Origin of the sequence: Vibrio sp. 10N.286.48.B8, from assembly GCF_003050085.1 — a bacterium.
In the GTDB taxonomy this organism is placed as follows: domain Bacteria; phylum Pseudomonadota; class Gammaproteobacteria; order Enterobacterales; family Vibrionaceae; genus Vibrio; species Vibrio crassostreae.
On the sequence record NZ_PIGD01000003.1, the window covers coordinates 13017 to 34854 of the forward strand.

Consider the following 21838-nt stretch of genomic DNA (forward strand, 5'->3'; position numbering starts at 1 on the left):
GGCCTGTCATCGCACGGTTATCAAATCAAAGTCTCTGCTGAGCAACTCAACAAAGGCTTAGAAGCCCAAACTCTTTCTTTGGTATCGCCTAAAGGAAAAGTCCTTCTTGATGGACAACTCGCTTCCAAAAATGAGTATCAAGAGATTGAAACCAATGAAATGTTCATCAAACCCGAATCTGGTGTTTATCAACTAAAGATAGATTCAAACCACTACCAGCTATATTATCGAATGGACAAGTCGTCATCTGGCAGCCCAATCATAGTTAGCTTCGATACGGTTTAGACAAAATTGAATAATAGGAAGCTTAAGTACTTATTTAACCGCTAATGTTCAGCCCGTTACTTGTGCTTCCTATTTTGAAAGGCAGTCAGTAGGTAGTCGATAAAGACCTTCTTACGTTTCGGCATCAACTGCCTGTCGGCATACACTAGGCTTACTGAAACTTCCGGCATCTCATATTCAGGTAATAAACGAATCAGCTTACCTGTCTTGAAGTGCTCACGACAAATGAATTCAGGAAGCACCGCCAAGCCAAGCCCATCAACACACGCTGTTAAGCATGCCGTTATAGTATTCACCCGCAACTGACACGGCAGATCGATCAAAATCGACTCACCGCCTTCCAATTGTAAATGCCACTTGGGCAGACGCGCCGCCTTATTTACCACCTCAATCATTCGGAATGGCGGTTTAAGGTCATTGGGCGAAGAGATTTCACCGAACTGTTCTAAATACTCAGGGCTGGCTACCAATACACGCTTTGATGTTGTGAGGTAGCGAGAAACCAAGCTCGAGTCCACTAGCTCACCAATTTGCGCGTAAAGATCGATCCCCTCCGCAATGATGTCGACTTCTCGATTCGTCAGTTCTAAATTCAAAGTCACGTTTGGGTGCTCTTTTAGGAAGCTGTGGATGTATGTGGCTAATACTTGATGCCCCAATTCAACAGGCAACACAACGTTCAACTGCCCTCGGATCAAATCCTGACTGGCAGAAACCTCTAGCTCAGCTTGGTTCATGATCTCGTGCATTTGCACGCTCGATTGATAGAAGCGCTCACCTTCCGGTGTTAAGACTAAACTTCGTGTCGAACGAGTGATCAACCTCACACCTAGGTGCTGTTCCAGATCGTCAAGCTTTCGGCTGACGGTCGACTTGGTCATGTTCAATGCCTCAGCTGCGTGCGTGAAGCTTCCACAATCAACAACTTGCGTAAAAACAGTCACAGCATTTAAGTCCATCGTACTTCTCCCAAAACCCTATTAGTAAGATTATTGCAACAGTGTTTCCCTTTTTTCCTATCTTATCAATCAATCGAATTCATTTACAATTCGTTACATCTAAATAAAAACAAAATGAGAAATAAAAAATGACAGAGAACAACAACGCTTCGCAAACAGTAAGCACAAAAAAACGTAAAAAAGCTCCGCTTATTGCTACTGCGATCATGCTGTCATTGGGTTTAGCCGGCGCTGGATACTGGTACGGCTATGGCCAGTACTTTGAATCTACTGACAATGCCTACCTGCAAGGCGATATCACTAATATTAGTCCCAAGGTATCTGGCTATATTGTTAAGTCTTACGTGAGTGACAACCAACCAGTAAAAGAAGGTGATTTGTTGGTTCAAATCGATGACCGAGATTACCAGTCAGCACTCGCTCAAGCTAATGCCCATTTATCCGTCGTACAATCTGACGTAAAGAACTTAATCGCACAACAGACGTTACAACGTAGCAAAATTAACCAAGCAGAAAGTGGCGTCGATTCCGCAGAAGCAGAATATGAACGTGCTATCCAACAAGTACAGCGCTCTCGCAGCTTGTTAAACCGCAATTACGCTTCTCAAGATGAAGTCGACAGCATGGTCGCACAACAAAAAGTGACTCAAGCAGACTTAGAAGAAGCTAAAGCCAACCTTGTTGCAACTAATGACCAACTCATCGTTATTGCTAGCGAAATTGAGCAAGCCAAAGCCTCAGTAACAGAAGCTCAAGCTCAAAGAGAGCAAGCACAACTTAACCTTGATTACACCAAAGTTTACGCGCCAGCAGATGGTGTGATTGGTAAACGCAGTGTGCGTGAAGGCTTGTTGATTCAAGCAGGTGCACCATTGATGAGTTTGGTACCAAATAACCAAGTGTGGATCGAAGCCAACTTCAAAGAGACACAGTTAAGCGGCATTCATAAAGGTCAGACGGTTGAAGTAGAACTGGATGCGTTCCCGGGGCAACCACTTGAAGGTGTGGTCGACAGCTTCTCCCCTGCGACTGGCGCCAAGTTTGCGCTCCTACCACCAGAAAACGCAACCGGCAACTTCACTAAAATCGTTCAACGTGTACCGGTGAAAATCATCATTCCAGATCAGCAAGAATTGAAAGGTCGATTGCTTCCTGGTTTGTCTGTGGTAGCGACCATCGATAAACGAGGCTAGACCATGAGTAACACTGATGTTGTCACCCACACTAATGATGATGGTGAGGTTTCAAGACGTCATTGGATCGCCCTATTTGGTGGTTTGATTGGCGCGTTTATGGCGATCTTAGATATTCAGATCACCAACTCATCTCTTAAAGACATTCAAGGTGCGCTGTCAGCTACCTTAGATGAAAGTTCTTGGATCTCTACGTCTTACTTAGTTGCCGAAATGATCGCTATACCGCTCAGTGGTTGGCTATCTAAAGCGCTCGGTAAACGCCGATATATTACCTGGACGACGGCCATCTTCACCACTTCATCTTTGTTGTGTTCGTTTTCTTGGAATATGACCTCGATGATCGTATTCCGCGCGATGCAAGGCTTCAGTGGTGGTGCTTTAATCCCGCTCGCTTTCTCGTTGGTGATTCAGTTATTACCTGTCAACAAGCGTGCTGTAGGTATGGCACTGTTTGGTGTAACAGCCACCTTTGCTCCATCGATCGGCCCTACCTTTGGTGGCTGGCTGACCGAGAACTTCTCGTGGCACTATATTTTCTATATCAACATTCCTCCTGCTTTACTGGTGATCACCATGATCCGGTATGGCTTGGATGATGAAAAGCTCGACCTTGGTACGCTGAAAAAAGCCGATTGGTTTGGTATCGCCACCATGGCGTTAGGATTGGGCTGTCTAGAAGTAGTGTTAGAAGAAGGTAACCGTGAAGAGTGGTTCAGTTCGAGCTTCATCATAGGCTTGAGTATTGTGTCTGCAGTGAGCTTAGTTTACTTCGTCATAAACGAACTCCAACACAAAAAGCCACTGGTGAATTTACGGCTATTGCGAGATGGGCAATTTGCTATGTCTTGTATCGCCTATTTGATTCTAGGGATGGCATTGCTCGGCTCTATCTATGTGCTGCCAATGTATCTAACTCAAATCCAACAATACAATGCGATGGAGATTGGTGAAGTCTTGATGTGGATGGGTTTCCCACAGTTGTTGATATTCCCAATCGTCCCTAAGCTGACGCAAATCATTAAGCCTAAGTACTTAGTGACCTTTGGTTTCGCGATGTTCGGTTTCAGTTGTTACGTGAATACACATATGACGATTGATTTTGGTGGCCAGCAGCTGATTTTGTCTATGGTTCTGCGTGCTATCGGTAGCCCATTTATTATGGTTCCGCTGTCTTTGGTTGCCATGAAGAACATCAGCAAAATGGACACGCCAGACGCATCAACGTTAACCAACGTGATGCGAAACCTAGGTGGTGCTTTCAGCATCGCGATTATCGCTACGCTACTCGATAACAAAACGCGTGAGCACTTGGCACACATCAAGGAGTCATTACCTTCTGTGAGTCAACTTGGTTGGCAGACGCTTCAGCAACAACAAGCGTTTTTCATTCAGTCAGGAAGTGATGCCGCAACTGCGATGCAACAAGCACAAGCAAGCTTGCTCGGCACAATGCAACGTGACGCTGCGATCATGGCTTACAACGATGTGTTCTTAATGATGACGGCGTTCTTGGCTCTCGCTGCAGTATTGATTCTAAACATGCGTGATTAGCGCTAGAGTTTCGGTAATTAAAACTTCAAACATAGAACAGTATTCGAATATAAACTCGAACAATGAAATAGAGAGGTAAGCTTATCGACTTGCCTCTTTTTTATTTCTAAAACACGTATAACCTAAAAAAAATCAGGTAAAAGTAACCTGTGTTTGAAGGCTTTCATAAATGTTTTAATTACCAATAGTTTATTGAGTGTTTGTATGTGATATAGGCACCTTGACAATGTGCAAGCTGACACCTAAATTAAAAATAACATTTGGTATTGAGGAAAATGGATTTGACCTTACCACCTGACCTACGAGTTTTAATTGTCGACGACTCCAAGAGTGCAACTATTCTTATAAAGCAGCAACTCTCGAGCTTAGGCATTTCACATGATTGCATCTTTATTGCGACCGACTATCGACAAGCCATTAAAGCGGTCGAAACGCACTCTTTTCATGTACTCCTCATCGATTATCACTTAGAGCAATCCTTCACTGGGTTTGAGCTTTTGGGGATTCTGTATCGAAATCGCCTAATAGACCACACTGTAGCGACAATCTTGCTCTCTGGGGATATGCGTCAAGAAACGGTATTAACTGCCCTTTCAGGTGAAGCACACCATTTCGTATCTAAACCGATTCATACTCAGAGGTTAGGTAAAAAGATCCAAAGTGCTGTGTCCGTGTCGAAGAAACTCACCCAACTTAATGATTTATATCCAATCTCCTCTCAAGAGAGATTAGCTCAAGCTTTGGCGGTCTCCCCTAATGGCACCAGTGTCCAGTTCGAAGCGACATTGATTGAACATTTAATTGCAGGTAAGAAATGGCAGTTGCTGTCTAACGTCATTAACAACTCGAAAACCAACATGCACCCAACAAAATTAGTGGCTGAAGCGCTAATTCTCGACAGCTTAGGCAAGCCAAATTTAGCCATAGATAAGCTCCACAATTTTCTGATAGCGCAGCCACTCTCATTGAGCGTTATTGATTGCTTAAGCTGTATCTATGAAAAACATAAGATGCTGCTGCCCGCTCTTAAATTGGCGATTCGTGCATTTGAAATGACACCAAGTATCAGCCATCGTGCAATTAGGGCGATCGACTTAGCTGAGAACGCAGATAACACACATATGATCATCAAGTTAGGTGAGATGTATGCGACCCACATTTCAGCTGCTGACATTGATGTCATCCATTCCATTGGTGCGCACTTTAATTCGTTAAAAGCAACTTACCAACGCGAGACGCAACTAAAGTACAAACGTATTTTGCTTGAGCACGCCAACCAATTCACAGAGTTGGTAAACCTGAAACTTCCGGTAAAACAACAGCAGCAAGTTTTGGCCAGCCTTGCCCTATTTCAGAGCAGCATATTGCTCATCGAAAATAGCCCTCAGGTTGCCCACAAAAAAGTGATTCGAGCTTCGACACTGTTAGCGAGTAATTTCCACAACCAACCAACTTATTTACTTGCTCAACTATTACCACTGCTCGCCCACTTTGGTGAGTACTCTCTTTATCATTTAGCCGTGGAATGTCTAAAATCTCGTGGAGAAGCAATAAGCCACAAACTTGAGTCCAAAAATGTCGACCCTTCAACTTGTATAAACATTGAAAACTTTGGCTCGATCCAGGAATTAAAAGACTACATTCACAGTTACCCATATTCAGTTGCCGCCAAACTTGACTATATATATGCCGTCCATAAAGCTCATATAGATGAGAAACTTAGCAACGACTATTTAGAAGAAATCTTACAATTAGAACTTCCTCCAAAATGGAACCAATGGATTAGTGATTCATCACGGTATGGTTTTTCCACTAAGCCGCCTAGCCCATTTTCAACATGCAGCCGACAGGAGTCCACATGCTAGACTTTGATGCTTTAAACGCCTACTTAGACTACGACAGAGAAGTCATTTACGCCGTTTTGTCTACATATCAAGAAGACCATGGCAATTCGCTACAAGAGATCGAAGAGTTGGTTCAACAACAGGATTGGGGCAAGCTTCATTTTACCGTGCACACCTTAAAAGGCATCCTAGCCAGTTTTGGGGAAGAAACGGCGACTGTTGCATTAGAAAGAGTTGAACAAAACACATTCAACAAGCTTGCACCACAAGATGATGATCTTTCCGTTATCTACAGCGAAATGAAGATCATCAATCAGCAAATCGATGAGGTTCTTAGCACTTATTAATTAATCATCAATAATAGAAAAATCAAATCGACTGGCCATCTATATAATTTGCCAGAAATGAGTCACATTCATCATGTAAGCCACAGAATCACAAGAACTTATACCCCTCCCACACTTCCATTAAATTTACCGTTTCAAGGTTTCCATATCCGCATTTTTATTCTACTGTTTTTATATAAAAACAGTTGGATGGATCCTTATATGGCGATTACGGTCTGGAATAACCTTTCAGTCAAACATAAACTCTTTGGCTTAGTTCTACTTCCCATTTCACTACTGCTCTTTCTAGCAGGCAGACAAGCGTATATTTTAACGACTCAGTTAACAGATTTTGAACGAACCAATCAGTTATCTGTGTATTTGCAAGATATTTCGATCTTATATCGGAGTACTCTGGCTTCGAGCCCTGAAGAATTCGCGACACAAAGCAATCAAGTAAAGGCAGAATTAAAAACGCTGTCACCCATCATTTTTTTAGACGCTTCGGATGATATGAATCAACTGGTGGCTGACTTCAGTGAAGCGACCCTATCCACGATGGAAGCGACTGACACTTACGATAAGTTGGACGCTCTTGAATGGCAGAGTGATTTATACAAGCAACTGTTGCTTGAGATAGAAAAAGTCCCATTCGAAAATACCAAGCGCGAAATTCAACAACACCTCACCGCATTACAACAACTCGAATGGTTGATGTTCTGGTCGAACGAAGAGTTCAAACTGGGCACTTCACTGATTGAGATATTCCAAACTAGCCAAGAGTACGACCCAGAACTTGCTGAACAGATCGAAACCTTGAGTGAAAGACAGCAACTGTTCCTCGAACGCTTTGTATCGTTGAATGCCAACGAACATCAAGTGTCATTGATGGTTGAGGTATTTAGAAACGACGTGTTTGCTCAGAGCCAAGAGATCAGAAACGCACTGCTTGATCTAAACGCCATTAGCCAACTGACACCCCAAGAGGTTTCTGTTGGGTTAGAGGCGATGAGTGCTCGACTCAGCTTATTACAAAGCCTCGGTAATGTTATCAAGCAAGAGTTCCAACAAGAAGTTGAGCAAGCGATCTCAGATGCGCAAGTGCAACGAACACTGTTTATCTCCATCGTTGCCCTGCTCGCAGCCATGGTCATGGGGCTAACCTTAAGTTTAGCGAGACAAGTAACCAACAACCTCAATTTGGTGTTGGCTTTCTTAAAAAGCGAAAACGCTGAACAGCGCCCTTCTTTAGACAAACTAATTCAGGGTAAAGATGAGCTCAGCCTATTTGCTCAACAAGTTAAGCGATTGACCATCGAGCGAGAGCTCGCTAAAGAGAAACTAACACTAGCCAAAGAAGACGCTGAGAGAGCCAAAGAGGACGCCGAACAAGCGAAAGATCACGCAATACAGGCCAGCAAAGCGAAAAGTAGCTTCTTAGCTAATATGTCTCATGAAATTCGTACCCCACTCAATGGCGTTATTGGTATTTCTGAGATTCTTGCAGACACCCCTCTCACACCGACCCAACGCGATTATGTTGATACGATTGAGACCTCGTCCCAACTGCTACTGAGCCTAATCAATGACATCTTGGACTTCTCTAAGATTGAATCTGGCATGCTAATGATCAGTCCACACTCAGCATCCGTTAGAGAATCGATATACGACATCGCCTCTATTGTGGCGCCAAAAGCGAAAGAACAAAAAATTTCAGTCAACGTTGATATCAGCCCTGACACACCTGCTCGTGTGATGATTGACGATCACCGCTTAAGACAGATCCTAATGAACTTCATGTCTAATGCGGTGAAGTTTACTGCAGGAGGCGGTGTCACCCTATCAATTCAAACACTCGACAAGTCAGAAAATAGTGTCACCCTTAGATTTGCTGTACGAGACACCGGTATTGGGATCGACAAACAACAACAGAAACAAATATTCGAACCCTTTGCTCAAGAAGATGATTCAACCACACGTCAATTCGGAGGTACTGGTCTTGGCCTAGCCATTAGCACACAGTTGGTTGAACTGATGGGTGGCCAGATTCAGCTCGACTCCGTCAAGGGCGAAGGCAGCTGTTTCTACTTCGACTTAGAATTACCCGTCGATATTATGCTACCGAAACCAAGCACAGCAACAGCTGACATATATGTTCTAGGTAACGAGAACATGCTCTCTAAACGCATAGAATGGGATCTTAACCTTTACGGCTTGAAGGTTACTCAGCAAGTGAGTAACACAGCTACGATCACACAACAGCTCGTAACTCAAAAACACAATAAACCAATCACCGTAATTTTTGCTGAAGATGACGCGTTCCAAGCCAATTACTACACCACTGATTTAGATAAGCTGCACCAAAACGGCATCACTATCTGTTTGATTCGTTCTTTCTTAAGTGAGCCAGCTGACATCGGTAACAGCGTTACTGCTCAGGTATCGCAGCCCCTACTTGGATTACGTTTGATTAAAGCGGTTGAGCTCTGTGATACGCAAGGTTTAGCTGAATTGTCAGAAGCCAACCAACAAACTACGACCATCCAACACAAAATCCTCATCGTCGAAGACAACAAGATCAACCAAAAAATCGCTGGACTCCACGTCGGTAAAAGTGGTTTTGAATTCGAGTTTGCGAATAATGGTCAAGAGGCCATCGACATGTTCACCGCCAACCCTCATTACGCTGCGATACTCATGGATTGCATGATGCCAGTAATGGATGGCTTCAACGCAACAAGCAACATCCGACGATTTGAAAAAGAAACTGGCGCCACGCGCCGCATCCCTATTATCGCCCTCACCGCCAGTGTGATTGATGACGATATTCAAAAGTGTTTCGACGTGGGTATGGATGATTATGTACCAAAACCATTCAAGTTCGAGATGTTGAAGGAGAAAGTGCTTGCGGCTGTAGAAGCAATGCCACTGCCAGTTACACATAACGCGCCAGCAGCATCAACAAGTTCAACCGTTACTCCTATTCATAGTGCACAAACAGCCAAGAAAACATTACCAGAGCAAGCTGAGCCTAACTTTGTGCCAAGCAAATCTGAGAAGATCCTTTTGGTTGAAGACAATCGCGTAAACCAGAAAGTTGCTTCAGTCATGCTCAAAAAGGCCGGTTACGCCTTTGAAATTGCAGACAACGGGCAAATCGCCGTTGATATGTATCAGAATGACAGCAGTTTCGACATTATTTTAATGGACTGCATGATGCCGGTGATGGATGGCTTCACCGCCACTAAGGAGATTCGAGAACACGAGAAAAACCTAGGCTTAAGCAAGACTCCTATTATCGCGTTAACCGCCAGTGTTATCGATGATGATATTCAAAAGTGCTTTGATTCAGGAATGGATGGGTACGTAGCGAAGCCCGTAAGAAAAGAAAAACTATTCCACCAAATAGAAAGTGCGACTTGTTAGGAGAAACCAATGAATTGGATCAAAACAATTAAAACGCTCTCGAGCAGAGCGCTGTTACCAGCAGTGATAGGGTTGTTTGGAAGCTTACTTCTTCTCAGCCCCGCTCATGCTGCAGAAGAATACGCCATATTCTCTTTAGACTCAGGGTTTGAAGAGATATCAATCAACAAAGCGAGAAAGCTATATCGAGGTAAAACCAAACGTCTCAACGGCAAGCGTGTAGAACTCTCTGATTGGCCTGAAAACAGCGCCGAAAGAGAGGCATTTTATCAGCTTCTACTTGGGAAGAACGCCGCTCAAATGAACGCACACTGGGCTGGCTTATCTTTTTCAGGAAAAGCTCGTTATCCAAGAGAAATCAAAACGGCTTCAACCGACAGTTTAGTCGACTGGCTAGACGACAAACCAAACCGTATTGGTTACTCCCCACTCTCTTCGGTTCCTCAAAATGCCAACATTCTCTACGTTATAAGTTCGGAGAAATAATATGAAAAAAATAATTACGCTAGTGCTATGTGCTTCGATTGCCTCTCCGGCCTTTGCCATTATTGAACTTACCGATAATTTATCTTTAAGTGGTTTTGGTTCAACATCTTGGGCAACATCGGATAACGATAATCCATTGATCATCAACCGCGGTTTTACTGATGAGAGCTGTTACGACTGTGATACCACATTTGGTGTTCAACTCGATTACTTCTACAACTCATTCAAAGCTTCCGTGCAAGTTGTCAAGCCACCCCAATATGACTGGAGTGAACCGCAGCTAGAGTGGGCTTATTTAGGCTATGAATTTAATGACTTTGATGTAAGCGTTGGTCGATTGCGACTGCCACTATTCCTTGCCTCTGAGTACTACTATGTAGGCCAAGCCTATATGACAGCAAGGCCACCGACAGAGGTGTATAACAGCGTTCTCGGAATCACAGCTTTCAACGGCATAAAAGTGAGCTGGACTCATGATGTCAGTGATGAAGCAACGCTATTGCTCTCACCTTTCTTCGGTGTAAAAGACAAAAACAAAGTCGACTTTAATTCGATTACAGAGCTGGAATTTGAAACCAACCGAATGTTCGGTGCCAATCTTCAATTGAGCGGTGAAAACTATCGTTGGAACTTATCATTCCTCGACTCCAATTTTGATCAAACCGTTTCTGGCACGATTACAATCCCTGGAACTTCGATAACAGCTCCATTCAGTAGCAAACAAGACAACCAACACATTCAACTTTGGTCGTTAGGTACTGAGTATGAATTAGGTCAAGCGGTGCTTGCAAGTGAAGGGCAAATCAGTGACTTCTCGTCCTCGATATACGCTAGTTTGGGCTATAGACTAGATTTATTCACTCCATACGTCGTTTACGGAGCAGAGTTTGACTCTAATGAACATCTAACAGGTAACAGCTATTTAATTGGTGTTGATTACGACGTGTTACCTAACGTGTCCATCAATGGTGAGGTGCAGTACTTTGAAGCTCGTAAAACAAATGGTGCCTTTGTTGAAGATTTTAACGCCCAGACAGGCTTTGATGATATAGACGCTGTTCTTTACACCATCATGTTGAGTTTCGTTTTCTAACCTAGAATTCAATCGTCATTCAAATCAAAGCCCAAGGTACTCACGTAATCTTGGGCTTTTTTATGATGAATAAGTAACAACGGATCAGTATTTAAAGAGAACCTTCACGTCACCTGTCACTGCCGTTTCATCAACATATCCGATAGCGTTAGTTTTAGAAGCTACCGTTGTAATTGCGGCACTATAGTCAGCGACCTGAATAGGAGCTTCGGCTTTACCTGTAAAGACCAGTCGTGACCAAGCTGATTGAAGCTGTGATTCACTGCGCCCTGTCGCTACCTCGTGAAAGGCGAGTCGCCCCTCAGAACCATCAGCCAGTTCGACAATTTGTGCTTTCGTTCCATTTGATAGTTTGCTCTTTTTACCCATAAAGAGTTTTTTAACATCAGATTTTGATAATGAATCAACACCTGCATTGTTACCAATAACGACCATTCCTGCAGAAGCATTAAATGAAAGAACCGCTATAGTTATTGCTGCCAGTAAACTTTTCATGTTGCCTCCTTAGAATACGAAATCAAGACGTGCTGAATAAACAATAGAGCTGTCTTCAAGGTAGTTACCAGTCGCAACTCTTGGATCCACCGTTGTCTCAACATTACTTTGGAAGCCACCGCTTGTATCTCGGTAATCCACATAAGTGACATCTGCTTTCAAAGACATATTCTTGGCAAAATCCCAGCGGCTACCGACAGAGTAAGAAAGGCGCTCGTAATTCATCGACTCTTTGATGGCTGTGCTTGTCATATTTTCACGATCTTCGTTATCAGTAGTTTCAACCCAACCAACAGAAACGTAAGGTGTAAATTCATTGACTCGATAGCCGACCAAGCCAGACACCGATTGATAGTCGTAAAACTGCCCTTCCAATTGGACGTCTGCAGCTTCTACGTTAACCAAAAGATCACCATTGTCATATTGAGCACCAAGTGAGATAAACTGGCCATCTTGGCCATCTAGCAATGCGCCTAGCTGACAGTACGGATCTTGTGAACTTTGGAAATCACAAGATGGGTTAGATTCAGCAACAAAATATGAACCACGGAAGGTAAAGTCATCTACGTTCCAGTTAGCACTGATACCGAATAATTTATCCAGTTTCACTTCACCCACAATTGAGTCATCTTCATCAATAGTGCCAATACCCACTACTGGCTGAAGAAGAATGCTTGAGTCTTCAAGCTCAATTGGAATCAATAAATCAGCACCCGTGTAACCCTTCAAAACAATGTTTTCATACAATTCTTGAGAGGGTCTGATCATAGGATATGCGTAACCAAGATCGGTGTAGTCAGAGTAGAAAAACAGAGGTAAACGCAGCTTACCTGCACGAGCGGTAAATGAATCAAAATCATAAGAGGCGTAAGCCATTTCAATTTTTGGTTCATAGTCATAACGGCTGTTTGCAACAATTTGGGTCACAAACTTCGCTCGCTCGTTAACTTGAAAATCAAACTGCAAGCCCGCTAGTGTTTCTTGCTCCCAATCCAATTTTTCGTCCGTGTAGCCAGCATAACCGATTGCGTTATCTGACTTACCGATACCTACAGAACCAAATCCACTAATACGAAGGTTATCCATATTTGCAGCATTTGCTCCAAACGCCATACTTACTAGGGCAGCAACCACTGTCTTCTTCATAACTAACTCCAATTTGTTATGTTGTTTCTTGTTTTTATGTAATTAACCCAAATTTTGGGCATACTCCCGCCCTCCTTGAGGCATAGCCAGAAAGAGAGAAGGAATGATTCTAGGGGGCTTAACTCACCTTAAAATGGCCAGTTAATATTGATATGTTACGAGTAACTTCTTGAATATTTTGGGCAACTGCGTCGACTTGTTTAACACTGTTGCTTGTACCTTCTGCCATTTTTCTAATTTCTTCGACAAAAGTTTCTATACGAGTTGAGGTTTGCTCCTGCTCTTCAGTTGCAGCGGCAATACTTTCGTTTCGCTGACTGATTTCAGTGATCTCAGAAGTGATTTTTTGTAGTGAATTTTCAGCAACAAGTGACTTTTCTACGCAGGTTTCAGCTTTCGTCACACTATCCGAAATGATTGTAGAGGCTGTTTTTGCTTGTTCTTGTAGCTGTAAAAGTACAGATTGGATTTCTTGTGTCGACGTTTGTGTTCTTGATGCTAACGTTCTAACTTCATCAGCAACCACAGCAAAGCCACGACCTTGTTCACCCGCGCGCGCCGCTTCAATTGCAGCATTAAGCGCGAGTAAATTAGTCTGTTCAGCAATAGCGCTGATCGCCTCTAAGATAGAGCCGGCACTTTGAGTATTGTCATTCAACTGCTTAACCACTTGTGAAGCATTACCTACATCGTGCGTCAGTTCTTGCACGGCTAAAATGGTACTTTTAACCTGCTGCTCTCCTAGAGTCGCCTGCTCACTGGCACTCGAAGCTGAAGTCGAAGCATCATTCGCGTTGGTCGCAATCTCTCTAACAGCAACAAACAACTGATTTAATGAGCTAGATACTTCTTCAATAGAAAGATGTTGTTTGGTCGAAAGTTCGTTCGTGACCTGACTAGAGCTCACCAAAGCGCTAGAAATAGTGTCCAATTGAGTGACGTTCTCGATTGTATGCGTTACATTTTGTTGTAGATGAGAAACAAAACTATTGAATGATTCAACGAGTGGTTTTAGTTCGTCGTTTTTCTCGTGTTGTAAGCGAACCGTTAAATCACCATCCCCTTCCGCAATATCGCGCATTTTGTCACTGATATTTGCTAAATCTTTGCGTATTCCTTTCACCACGAACCATCCAAAGATACACATTGCAAGCATGGCTAATGCACCTGAAATACTCATGATTTGGTTAGCTGTTTTGTTATTTGATTCTAACTCTTGTACTGCGTTCTCAAACTCTGACTGACGAGCCGACGAAAACTCACTCATCCCCGTAGTGAGCTCTTCTAAGATTGCAGTGCTTTGCTTTGCGAGACGACTCGCCTCACTAAGACTAATCTCTTCGTCAATCATACCTTGCGCGATACGATAAGCCAGATCGAAATATTGATTGGTTTGATTTTGTAGAAGTGCTGACGAACCTTGTAAAGACGGGTCCAATGAAATTTGAATATTGAAGTTACTTTGAATCGCAGTAAGCGTTTGCTTATTCATCTCCAAGATCTCTTCATCACCAAGAATGACCGCTAAATTAAAGCGCTCTGCTAATTGAGAGATCAAAACACTATTTAGCGAAGCAGAATTCATGACGGGATAAGTGACTTGGTCAATTCTATTAACCTGCTTGGTATTGCTAGTGAGCGTATCCCCACCGACAAATAGAATACTAATAAACCCGACTAACGACACTAAACATAGCGCCAAAATTCGATTCTTAATCGATAGTGTAAACATAAGCTTCCTTGCTAAACAGTATGACAAACCGCACTATTATTTTTCCGAACAATAACAGATCTGACCAGTTATTCAATCGGTCAATATGAAAATAGTGATAAATATGTAAATATTGTTTATAGATTGTAGCAATCAAAAAATAACCATATAAATCATTAGTTTTAATTTTTAACTTTATCAAATACAACTCAACCTCAAACTTAATAACCTGTTTAAAACTTAATGTTTATTAGGAGCATTACTCGCACCCTATTTGGGGATGCTTGTAATCCATAGGCTTTGTGTCGAGTTGAAAAATATAAAAACGCTGATTCAAACGATCACCCCAATAATTAAATTCTCCATATGCCCTACAATTTAGTAACTCTGTCAACATCGTCAGTATCGTGTAAGAAGGCAACAGGCTACAGAACTTCCTCTTTTTTATTCGGTCAGCCTTAGAGCGAATAAACAGACACCTTAAACGGAGAACGCATGCGAATAGCGACTTTATCTTTAAGCTTGGTTTCAGCAGTCAGTTTCGCGGCTGAACCAAACCCTTTTCCAATAACGTCCGACGAAAGTGGCGAGAAGTTTATGGTAAGTGCGACAAACCCATACGTAAGCAGCACTGGGTATTCGATACTCAAGCAAGGTGGTAACGCAATTGAAGTCAAAGATGGCAAGACTACGGTGCAACAGACCGTCGTCGTGCATCCAGCTCAATGGGCGAATAAATTAATGAGAGTGAGCTGCTAAACTCACCCATTTTGAAGTCTCTTGCTTGTGTCTTGTTCTAACGATACATTTCGAACAGAACTCCAAATACAAAAAAGCCAGTCGAATGTTTCGACTGGCTTTTCAATAGCTACTTTCCGTTTCTCGACTCACTCAAATATTATGAGCTTGGCTCTACTCGTTTCTCTTTTAGCTGATCAATCACATAACCCGGCGCCACTTTCGCAAGCTCTACTAAGCATTCGTCTGTTTTATCATTGCCGTAGCGTACGTAAATGTCACAGACGGCGTACAACTGCTCTGGAGACCCCGATATCAGATACGCTTTTTCGAATGACTTTGTCGATTTATCGATGTCTAAATCTTCTTGTAACACCCCATTGAGGTACCAGTAGTAGCTGTTGTCTTTAGCTAACTTAGCTGCTACTTCAATCTCATTGGCCGCTGCGCTCTTGTCTTCAAGGCGAACCAAAGTTAATGATTTAGAGTAATGTAGAGCTGCGTAGTCGGGTACATGTTGCAAGCCGCGATCCAATACATCGACCGCTTGTTGGTCTTTTTTCTGCGCTCGGAAATTATCAGCGTAACTTAACCAAACTTGTGGCTCTTTTTGATGCGTTTTGATGAGTTCTAGATAAACCGTTTCTGCCTTATCCCACTCGTTGTGCCAGCGAAGTACATCAGCAAACAATAATTGGTACTTTTCTGATTCTTGCGTCTCTAGGAAACTGATAAGCTCTTTTACTGGTGGCTCGATTTGTCCTTTTTGTTGTTCATCTAAGGTATTAAAGTCACGAATCAGATTTGACGTTGCCGTGTGACGAACCATGGTATCGGTGTCTTTTAACAGTGGTGAAACCAATGCCCACCGATGCTCAAGTTGGTAAGGTTCAGAACCGATCACTGCCGCTTCACGAACTTCAGGGTTTTGATCTTTTATGCCTCTAGCAACAGCCACCAGCGCGTTTTGGCTTGGGTAAGCTGCCAATTCTTGCAGCGCACCAGTACGGTTTTCGATAGACTGATTCTGATCTTGTGCCATGTAAGACAACTGTTGAATACGGGTTTGAGTGTCCGTTATTTCAAGCACTTGATTGATATTTTGTGCTGGTGCATCAACGGTTTGTTGAACGCCATTGGCTGCGATTGCTGACGTTGATAGCAATGCGGACGTTGAAACCAATAAAGCAACCGCTGTCGCTAAACTCTTCTTGATCATAGTATTACCTTAAGTTGGAGAACTTAGCCCGTCCCTAGACTCATATCTGATTAAATTTCGTTAGGATCGATAACTCTAAACCTAGAACTTGACTTAAAACTTAGTCTCAAACGTAGTTTCTTTTGCCAGTTCTGCTCGACGCGCCATCATCACAGAATCACTGTACTTACCATGAGCAACGGGGTGTCTCATCGCACGCGCGATATACGCCATCGATTTATCAACATGAGAGAAGAACTTGTGCCAGCCCGCGCATAAATAGTTCAAGCCCGGCTCCCCCGCACGAGTTTTGATAAAGCGGTTTTTAGGGCATTCGCCATGACAAGCAAACTTGTAGTCACATTGCTGACATTGGCTCGTCAGCGTACGTGATTTTGCGAAACCAAATTTCTGTTGTGGTGCGCTGTATGCTAGGTCATCAAGCTTCTCGTGGTGGATGTTGCCAATTTTATATTCAGGGTAAACGTAGTGGTCACAAGAGAACACATCACCGTTTGGCTCCATCGCTAAGCCTTTACCGCAGATCTCATTCAGGGTACAAAGCGGGTTCGGGCGACCAATCCACGTTTCTAAGCTCGCTTCAAAATACTGAACAAACACTTTACCGATGTCTTGCTTCGCCCATTCATCAAACACCGCAATCAGGAAGTTGCCCCACGCTAAGTCCGATACACACCATGATTCCATGATCGAATCTTTATGACCCGGGATAAGACGCTTGTCACCTTGCTTGAGTTGCTCACTGACTTGAGAGGTTTGCGGCGCAACGGTTCTAAAGGTTTTCTGTTCTACGATAGGAATAAACTGCATTTGTGGAGACTTCACCACGTCACGTAAGAAGCGATACACTTCTAATGCGTTTTGACTGGTCAGGTTATTCACACAGGTAAGCGTTGCGAATTTAACTTGGTGTTTGTGCAACAGCTCGACAGCAGCCATCACTTGTTTGAATGTGCCACGACCCGCGCGGTTGGTACGGTAAGCGTTGTGCAGCATTTCAGGGCCATCAATACTTAAACCGATCAGGAAGTTGTTCTTTGCTAAGAATCGACCCCAATCGTCATTCAATAATGTGCCATTAGTTTGTAGGTCATTTGAAATTAACACACCTTCAGGCTGATACTTTTTCTGTAGCTCAACCACACGTTCAAAATAAGCCAAACCTAACATAGTCGGTTCGCCGCCCTGCCATGAGAAGATAATTTCAGGCGTATTTTGACCTTCGATGTATTGTCGGATGTAAGTCTCTAGCGTCTCATCATCCATTCTTGGAGAACTGCCTTTCTTGTACTCCAACAAATCTTGCTTACTTAGGTAATAACAATATTTACAGTCAATGTTGCACGCTGCGCCAATCGGCTTAGCCATAACATGCAGGCGCTTAGACGCTTTACCGTTATATTGTGGACCTTGAGTAATGTGCATGATTTACCTACCTATCTTAGTGTCTTGTTCCCATCATAATTCCGAATTAAGTCAGGGGCATGTTATACCCTTTATAACCAATAGGAATGACCAAAAACGTTAGAATCACACCCTATTTCGAACATTTGAGGCACGTGATGAAATTTATCAATTACAAACATTTAGCAGCAGTTAGCGGCGTCACCATGACTATTTTCCTAAGCGGCTGTGCAAGCGTGCCTACACACCCTATCGCTCAAAAAATTGACCAAGAGATGGTGTTGGTTGAAGGCGGAACATTCACCATGGGTTCAAACAACCCGGAAGCGACCAAAGCAGAACGACCAGCCCGTGAAGTAACTGTAGATAGTTTCTACATTGCGAAGTTTGAGGTGACTCAAGAATTGTTTGAATCGGTGATGGGTTCATCTCTCAGTTATTTCCAAAACCCACAAGTTCCGGTCAATAACCTTAGCTGGCAACAAGCGAACTATTTCGTTGAGCAGTTGAATGAATTAACGGGTGAAGAATACCGCCTACCGACTGAAGCGGAATGGGAATTTGCAGCGAAGGGTGGCAACAAAAGCAAAGGCTATACTTACAGTGGTTCCAACAACTTAGATGATGTTGCGTGGTACTCAGCAAATTCGAAAAATAGCGCGCATCCTGTAGGGTTAAAAAAGCCAAATGAACTAGGCTTATATGACATGACAGGAAACGTTGGTGAATTTGTCATTGATGCTTTCGATGACACCTTCTACAGATTCGGGCCAACAGACAATCCAAATAACGCTAAACACAGCGACGTAGGCTTATCGCACAAGTCTGTTCGCGGTGGCAGTTTTGCTTATGACGAAAATGAATCGGAAAGTTACCGTCGTGATTTCGCAAGCCAATCCATCACCATGTCGGACATGGGACTGCGGTTGGTTAAAGATACGAACTAGATACGTGAATAACCCTATCTCAACGTTAAAAATCTGACCACACGTTAGAACGCTACGGCAACAGTGAATAAGGAAACCCTATGCAATACACCAAGCTTTCAGGACTTACACTCGCGTTACTCTGCGCTCTTCCTGCATCGGCTGCAGAAAAGCCAGACCTTGTCCTTCAAATCACGGTTGATGGTCTACGCGCTGACCTCATTGAACGATACAAGCATAATTTTGGTGAAGGTGGCTTTCGCTACTTAATGGATGACGGTACTTATTACACCAATGCGAACTACCAACACGGCAACACAGAAACCATTGTTGGCCATGTGTCGCTTGCAACAGGCGCTCCACCTAGCGTACATGGTATGGTAGGTAACGTTTGGTATGACCGTAGCGAAGAACGCTTGGTGTATAACGTAGAAGATGGCAACTACAAAATGCTGACTTCTGGCGCGGGTGTCAACAAAGCCACCGAGATTGACCCAACACAGAAGACAGCGCAAGGTGACGGTCGTTCTCCGGAGCCAATACTCGCCACCACTTTTGGTGACGAGCTGACGATTTCCAATAGTGGCAAATCAAAAGTGTTCGGCGTATCAGTGAAAGACCGCGGTGCTATCTCATTGGCAGGACACAGTGGTAAAGCCTTCTGGTTCTCCAAAGCACAATCTGAATTCGTCACGAGTAACTATTACTACGACGAGTATCCAGACTGGGTATCACGCTGGAACGAGAAAGCGATTGCTGCTCAGTATTCCAAACAAAAGTGGGAGCTATCATTACCGCGTGATAAATACACGTTGCAAGAAAATGATACCGAACACAAAGTGAAACTCGGTGATTTCCAACGCACCTTCCCTCACCCATACGGCCCGGCAAGCTACAAGTACTACAGCACAACGCTAACCGTGAGCCCTGCTGGTGACGAGATCACGGAAAACTTCGCTAGCACCTTGTTGATGCAAGAGAAGCTTGGTCAAGGTGACGTGACTGATTATCTGTCAGTGAGTTTCTCATCAAACGACTACGTGGTACACCTTTATGGCCCTGAAAGCCTAGAAACAGAAGACAACCTTATCCGACTTGATAAGACTCTCGCTAAGCTTTTCAAAACCGTCGACAACCAAGTTGGGTTAGAGAACACCTTAATCGTCTTGTCTGCCGATCACGGTGTTCCTGAATCTTCACCTGCGGCAAATGCTCTAGGTTTCAGTCAAGCTCAGTACTTCGACAAAGACGCACTACTATCGAGTGGTGTAGAGAAACGATTAAAAGATGATTTTGGCTTAACCAAAGACGCAATTCGTTTGTACGCTCAGCCTTATATCTATCTTAATCACGACTTAATCGCTCAGAAGAAACTGGATCTGGCTAAGGTACAAGAAGCCATTGCTGATGAAATTGCCAAAGTGAAAGGCGTTGCGTTTGCGGTATCAAGCAGTGATATTGCAGCAAACCGAGTCCCTGACACTCATGTGATGCAGCTCATCAAAAACAACTACCACCCCGCTCGTTCAGGCGATGTGTATGTGGTATTTGATCCGCGTAGCTACATTAACGATATGGAAGGCCTACAAATTGCCTCGACTCATGGTTCCCCTTGGAAATACGACACGCACGTGCCAGTGATTTTCGCAGGTTATGATGTGGACGCTAAGAAGGTTTCACGTCCAATCACACCATACGATATTGCACCGACGCTTTCGAACAAACTCGGAATCACTCAACCAAGTGGTTCGATTGGGCAAGTGCTAGAAGAGATTACTGACTAATCACAATTATTAGGTTTGTGAACCAAACATGCTCACAGAGTCTCTAACATAAAAAAGAGCCGCTTATTCTGATTAAACTGAATAAGCGGCTCTTTTTATCATGCAGGATAGATTGAATCGTGCTTAATTCTTTCCTGAGTAACGAAACGCTTCTCTGGTGAGTTGGTTCAACTGGTCGTCATTCATCTTATTGTGCACAACCGTGATACGACCTAAATATACCAGCGGAACTTCAGCTTCTCTCTCTTCTAAATGAAACTTGATCGCTTCAGCAGTCGCTACACCAAGGTCATCACTCATGCGCATTGGTGTTGCATCTAACTCATCAGAGCGAATCTTCTCGATCTCTATCGCTGTGCCGCCCCAACCCGTTACATAGATCTCAGACAACATATCAGCTTGGTTTAACGCATCGACCGCCCCCATGGTCATCGCCGTATTGGCATTATGAACCATGGTCACCTCAGGGAAGTTACCTAGCACTAATCGGATCCCGTCTGCGCCGCCTATTTTTTGATATTGCCCAAAATGCTCATAAACCGTTAACCAGTCACCTTTCTCTTCCACGCAATCAATGAAGCCTTGTGAACGTTGAGTGTCCGTGATTCCCGGGATCCCGCGATTGGCAGAGAACTCGACTTCACTCCCCAACTCTTGCACCACATGGTCACACAGCACTTCCGCGCCCATTGCACTTGAGAAGTCAAACCAACTGTCTGGTTGATGTTTCCATTGTTCATTTGGCGTGTGAAATGCCCAAATAAAGGTTTTGAATTCTGTCGAAGCCGATAGCTTTTGAATGTTCTGAGCTTGTATTCCCAGTTCAGAAGGGCCAAAAATCACGAAGTCATAAGGTGTGTCAGCATTCAACACTTGATCCGTATATTGAGTCTGCAAAGAGTGCTCAATTTGTCTTGAGGTAAACTCGCTGATCTCGAATGGCAACTCTAAAGCGATCAACCTTTCCTTCAATGCAGTGTAATTTCGTCTCCAAAAGTCAGAAATATCTGCACTTGGGTAAATTAGGGCAATTCTGACCGGTTTCTCAACCGACATTGGTGCTAACGAAATCGGCTCGCCACTCACAGTCTCTTGAAATTTTTCGAGTTTCTTTACATCTGAGTCCGACCTTACCCCATCAGCGTATACGTCAAAAGGAAGGATAAAACAAGCTGTCAGTAGGGCTGGTAATACGTTTTTATAAATTTGACCCGGCATAACTGTTACCAAATGTTTGAATGTTTATTAA

16 protein-coding genes and 2 pseudogenes are annotated in these 21838 nt (G+C 43.5%); 11 read left to right on the forward strand and 7 right to left on the reverse strand.

Annotation, left to right across the window (positions count from 1 at the left end; genetic code table 11):
- Nucleotides 1–246, forward strand: a pseudogene (locus CWO08_RS04775) (DUF2861 family protein); the annotation flags it as partial.
- A gap of 95 nt (nucleotides 247–341) precedes the next feature.
- Here CWO08_RS04775 and CWO08_RS04780 read toward each other — a convergent pair.
- Nucleotides 342–1244, reverse strand: coding sequence for a LysR family transcriptional regulator (locus CWO08_RS04780; RefSeq protein WP_108019991.1), 903 nt, complete (start codon nucleotides 1242–1244; stop codon nucleotides 342–344).
- Between the two features lie 128 nt (nucleotides 1245–1372).
- Here CWO08_RS04780 and CWO08_RS04785 point away from each other — a divergent pair, with 128 nt between their 5' ends.
- The 7 genes from CWO08_RS04785 to CWO08_RS04815 all read left to right on the forward strand — a co-directional run bounded on the left by CWO08_RS04785 (nucleotide 1373) and on the right by CWO08_RS04815 (nucleotide 11166).
- Nucleotides 1373–2437 (forward strand): HlyD family secretion protein, encoded by a 1065-nt coding sequence (locus CWO08_RS04785; RefSeq protein ID WP_108019992.1) that lies wholly within the window; start codon nucleotides 1373–1375, stop codon nucleotides 2435–2437.
- Nucleotides 2438–2440: 3 nt separating this feature from the next.
- Nucleotides 2441–3991, forward strand: a complete 1551-nt coding sequence (locus CWO08_RS04790; protein WP_108019993.1) for a DHA2 family efflux MFS transporter permease subunit — start codon at nucleotides 2441–2443, stop codon at nucleotides 3989–3991.
- Between the two features lie 275 nt (nucleotides 3992–4266).
- On the forward strand, nucleotides 4267–5856 hold the full coding sequence (locus CWO08_RS04795; RefSeq protein ID WP_108019994.1) for a response regulator: 1590 nt from the start codon (nucleotides 4267–4269) through the stop codon (nucleotides 5854–5856).
- Nucleotides 5850–6182 (forward strand): Hpt domain-containing protein, encoded by a 333-nt coding sequence (locus CWO08_RS04800; protein ID WP_108019995.1) that lies wholly within the window; start codon nucleotides 5850–5852, stop codon nucleotides 6180–6182. The genes CWO08_RS04795 and CWO08_RS04800 overlap by 7 nt, the downstream gene beginning before the upstream one ends.
- 201 nt (nucleotides 6183–6383) lie before the next feature.
- On the forward strand, nucleotides 6384–9587 hold the full coding sequence (locus tag CWO08_RS04805) for a response regulator (RefSeq protein WP_108019996.1): 3204 nt from the start codon (nucleotides 6384–6386) through the stop codon (nucleotides 9585–9587).
- A 9-nt stretch (nucleotides 9588–9596) separates the two neighbouring features.
- The gene (locus CWO08_RS04810; protein WP_108019997.1) at nucleotides 9597–10073 is read left to right on the forward strand and encodes a hypothetical protein; all 477 of its coding nucleotides are present in this window, start codon (nucleotides 9597–9599) and stop codon (nucleotides 10071–10073) included.
- 1 nt (nucleotide 10074) lies between these two features.
- A complete protein-coding gene (locus tag CWO08_RS04815) occupies nucleotides 10075–11166 on the forward strand; it encodes a sulfate ABC transporter permease (RefSeq protein ID WP_108019998.1) in 1092 nt (363 codons plus the stop codon).
- 84 nt (nucleotides 11167–11250) lie between these two features.
- On the opposite strand, the gene CWO08_RS04820 is transcribed toward CWO08_RS04815, so the two are convergent.
- From CWO08_RS04820 to CWO08_RS04830, 3 genes are all read right to left on the reverse strand, one after another.
- Nucleotides 11251–11661, reverse strand: a complete 411-nt coding sequence (locus CWO08_RS04820) for a phosphate ABC transporter substrate-binding protein (protein ID WP_102432441.1) — start codon at nucleotides 11659–11661, stop codon at nucleotides 11251–11253.
- 9 nt (nucleotides 11662–11670) lie between these two features.
- Entirely contained in the window at nucleotides 11671–12807 is a 1137-nt protein-coding gene (locus tag CWO08_RS04825; RefSeq protein WP_102432442.1) for an outer membrane protein, read from the reverse strand.
- A 118-nt stretch (nucleotides 12808–12925) separates the two neighbouring features.
- Nucleotides 12926–14392, reverse strand: a complete 1467-nt coding sequence (locus CWO08_RS04830; protein ID WP_108019999.1) for a methyl-accepting chemotaxis protein — start codon at nucleotides 14390–14392, stop codon at nucleotides 12926–12928.
- 621 nt (nucleotides 14393–15013) lie between these two features.
- Here CWO08_RS04830 and CWO08_RS04835 point away from each other — a divergent pair.
- Nucleotides 15014–15238 (forward strand): annotated as a pseudogene (locus CWO08_RS04835) (gamma-glutamyltransferase); the annotation flags it as partial.
- A 178-nt stretch (nucleotides 15239–15416) separates the two neighbouring features.
- Here CWO08_RS04835 and CWO08_RS04840 read toward each other — a convergent pair.
- Nucleotides 15417–16475: a hypothetical protein gene (locus CWO08_RS04840; protein ID WP_108020000.1), complete on the reverse strand. Its 1059-nt coding sequence runs from the start codon at nucleotides 16473–16475 to the stop codon at nucleotides 15417–15419.
- A gap of 93 nt (nucleotides 16476–16568) precedes the next feature.
- A complete protein-coding gene (locus CWO08_RS04845) occupies nucleotides 16569–17900 on the reverse strand; it encodes an anaerobic sulfatase maturase (RefSeq protein WP_108020001.1) in 1332 nt (443 codons plus the stop codon).
- Between the two features lie 137 nt (nucleotides 17901–18037).
- On the opposite strand from CWO08_RS04845, the gene CWO08_RS04850 reads away from it, so the two are divergent.
- Together CWO08_RS04850 and CWO08_RS04855 are read left to right on the forward strand one after the other, a co-directional pair.
- Entirely contained in the window at nucleotides 18038–18826 is a 789-nt protein-coding gene (locus CWO08_RS04850) for an SUMF1/EgtB/PvdO family nonheme iron enzyme (protein ID WP_102431207.1), read from the forward strand.
- An 80-nt stretch (nucleotides 18827–18906) separates the two neighbouring features.
- Nucleotides 18907–20589 (forward strand): alkaline phosphatase family protein, encoded by a 1683-nt coding sequence (locus tag CWO08_RS04855; RefSeq protein ID WP_108020002.1) that lies wholly within the window; start codon nucleotides 18907–18909, stop codon nucleotides 20587–20589.
- 123 nt (nucleotides 20590–20712) lie between these two features.
- Here CWO08_RS04855 and CWO08_RS04860 read toward each other — a convergent pair whose 3' ends face one another.
- Nucleotides 20713–21807 carry a substrate-binding domain-containing protein gene (locus CWO08_RS04860; RefSeq protein WP_102431209.1) on the reverse strand — a complete coding sequence of 365 codons (1095 nt, stop codon included), beginning with the start codon at nucleotides 21805–21807 and terminating at the stop codon, nucleotides 20713–20715.
- Nucleotides 21808–21838 lie beyond the last annotated feature (31 nt).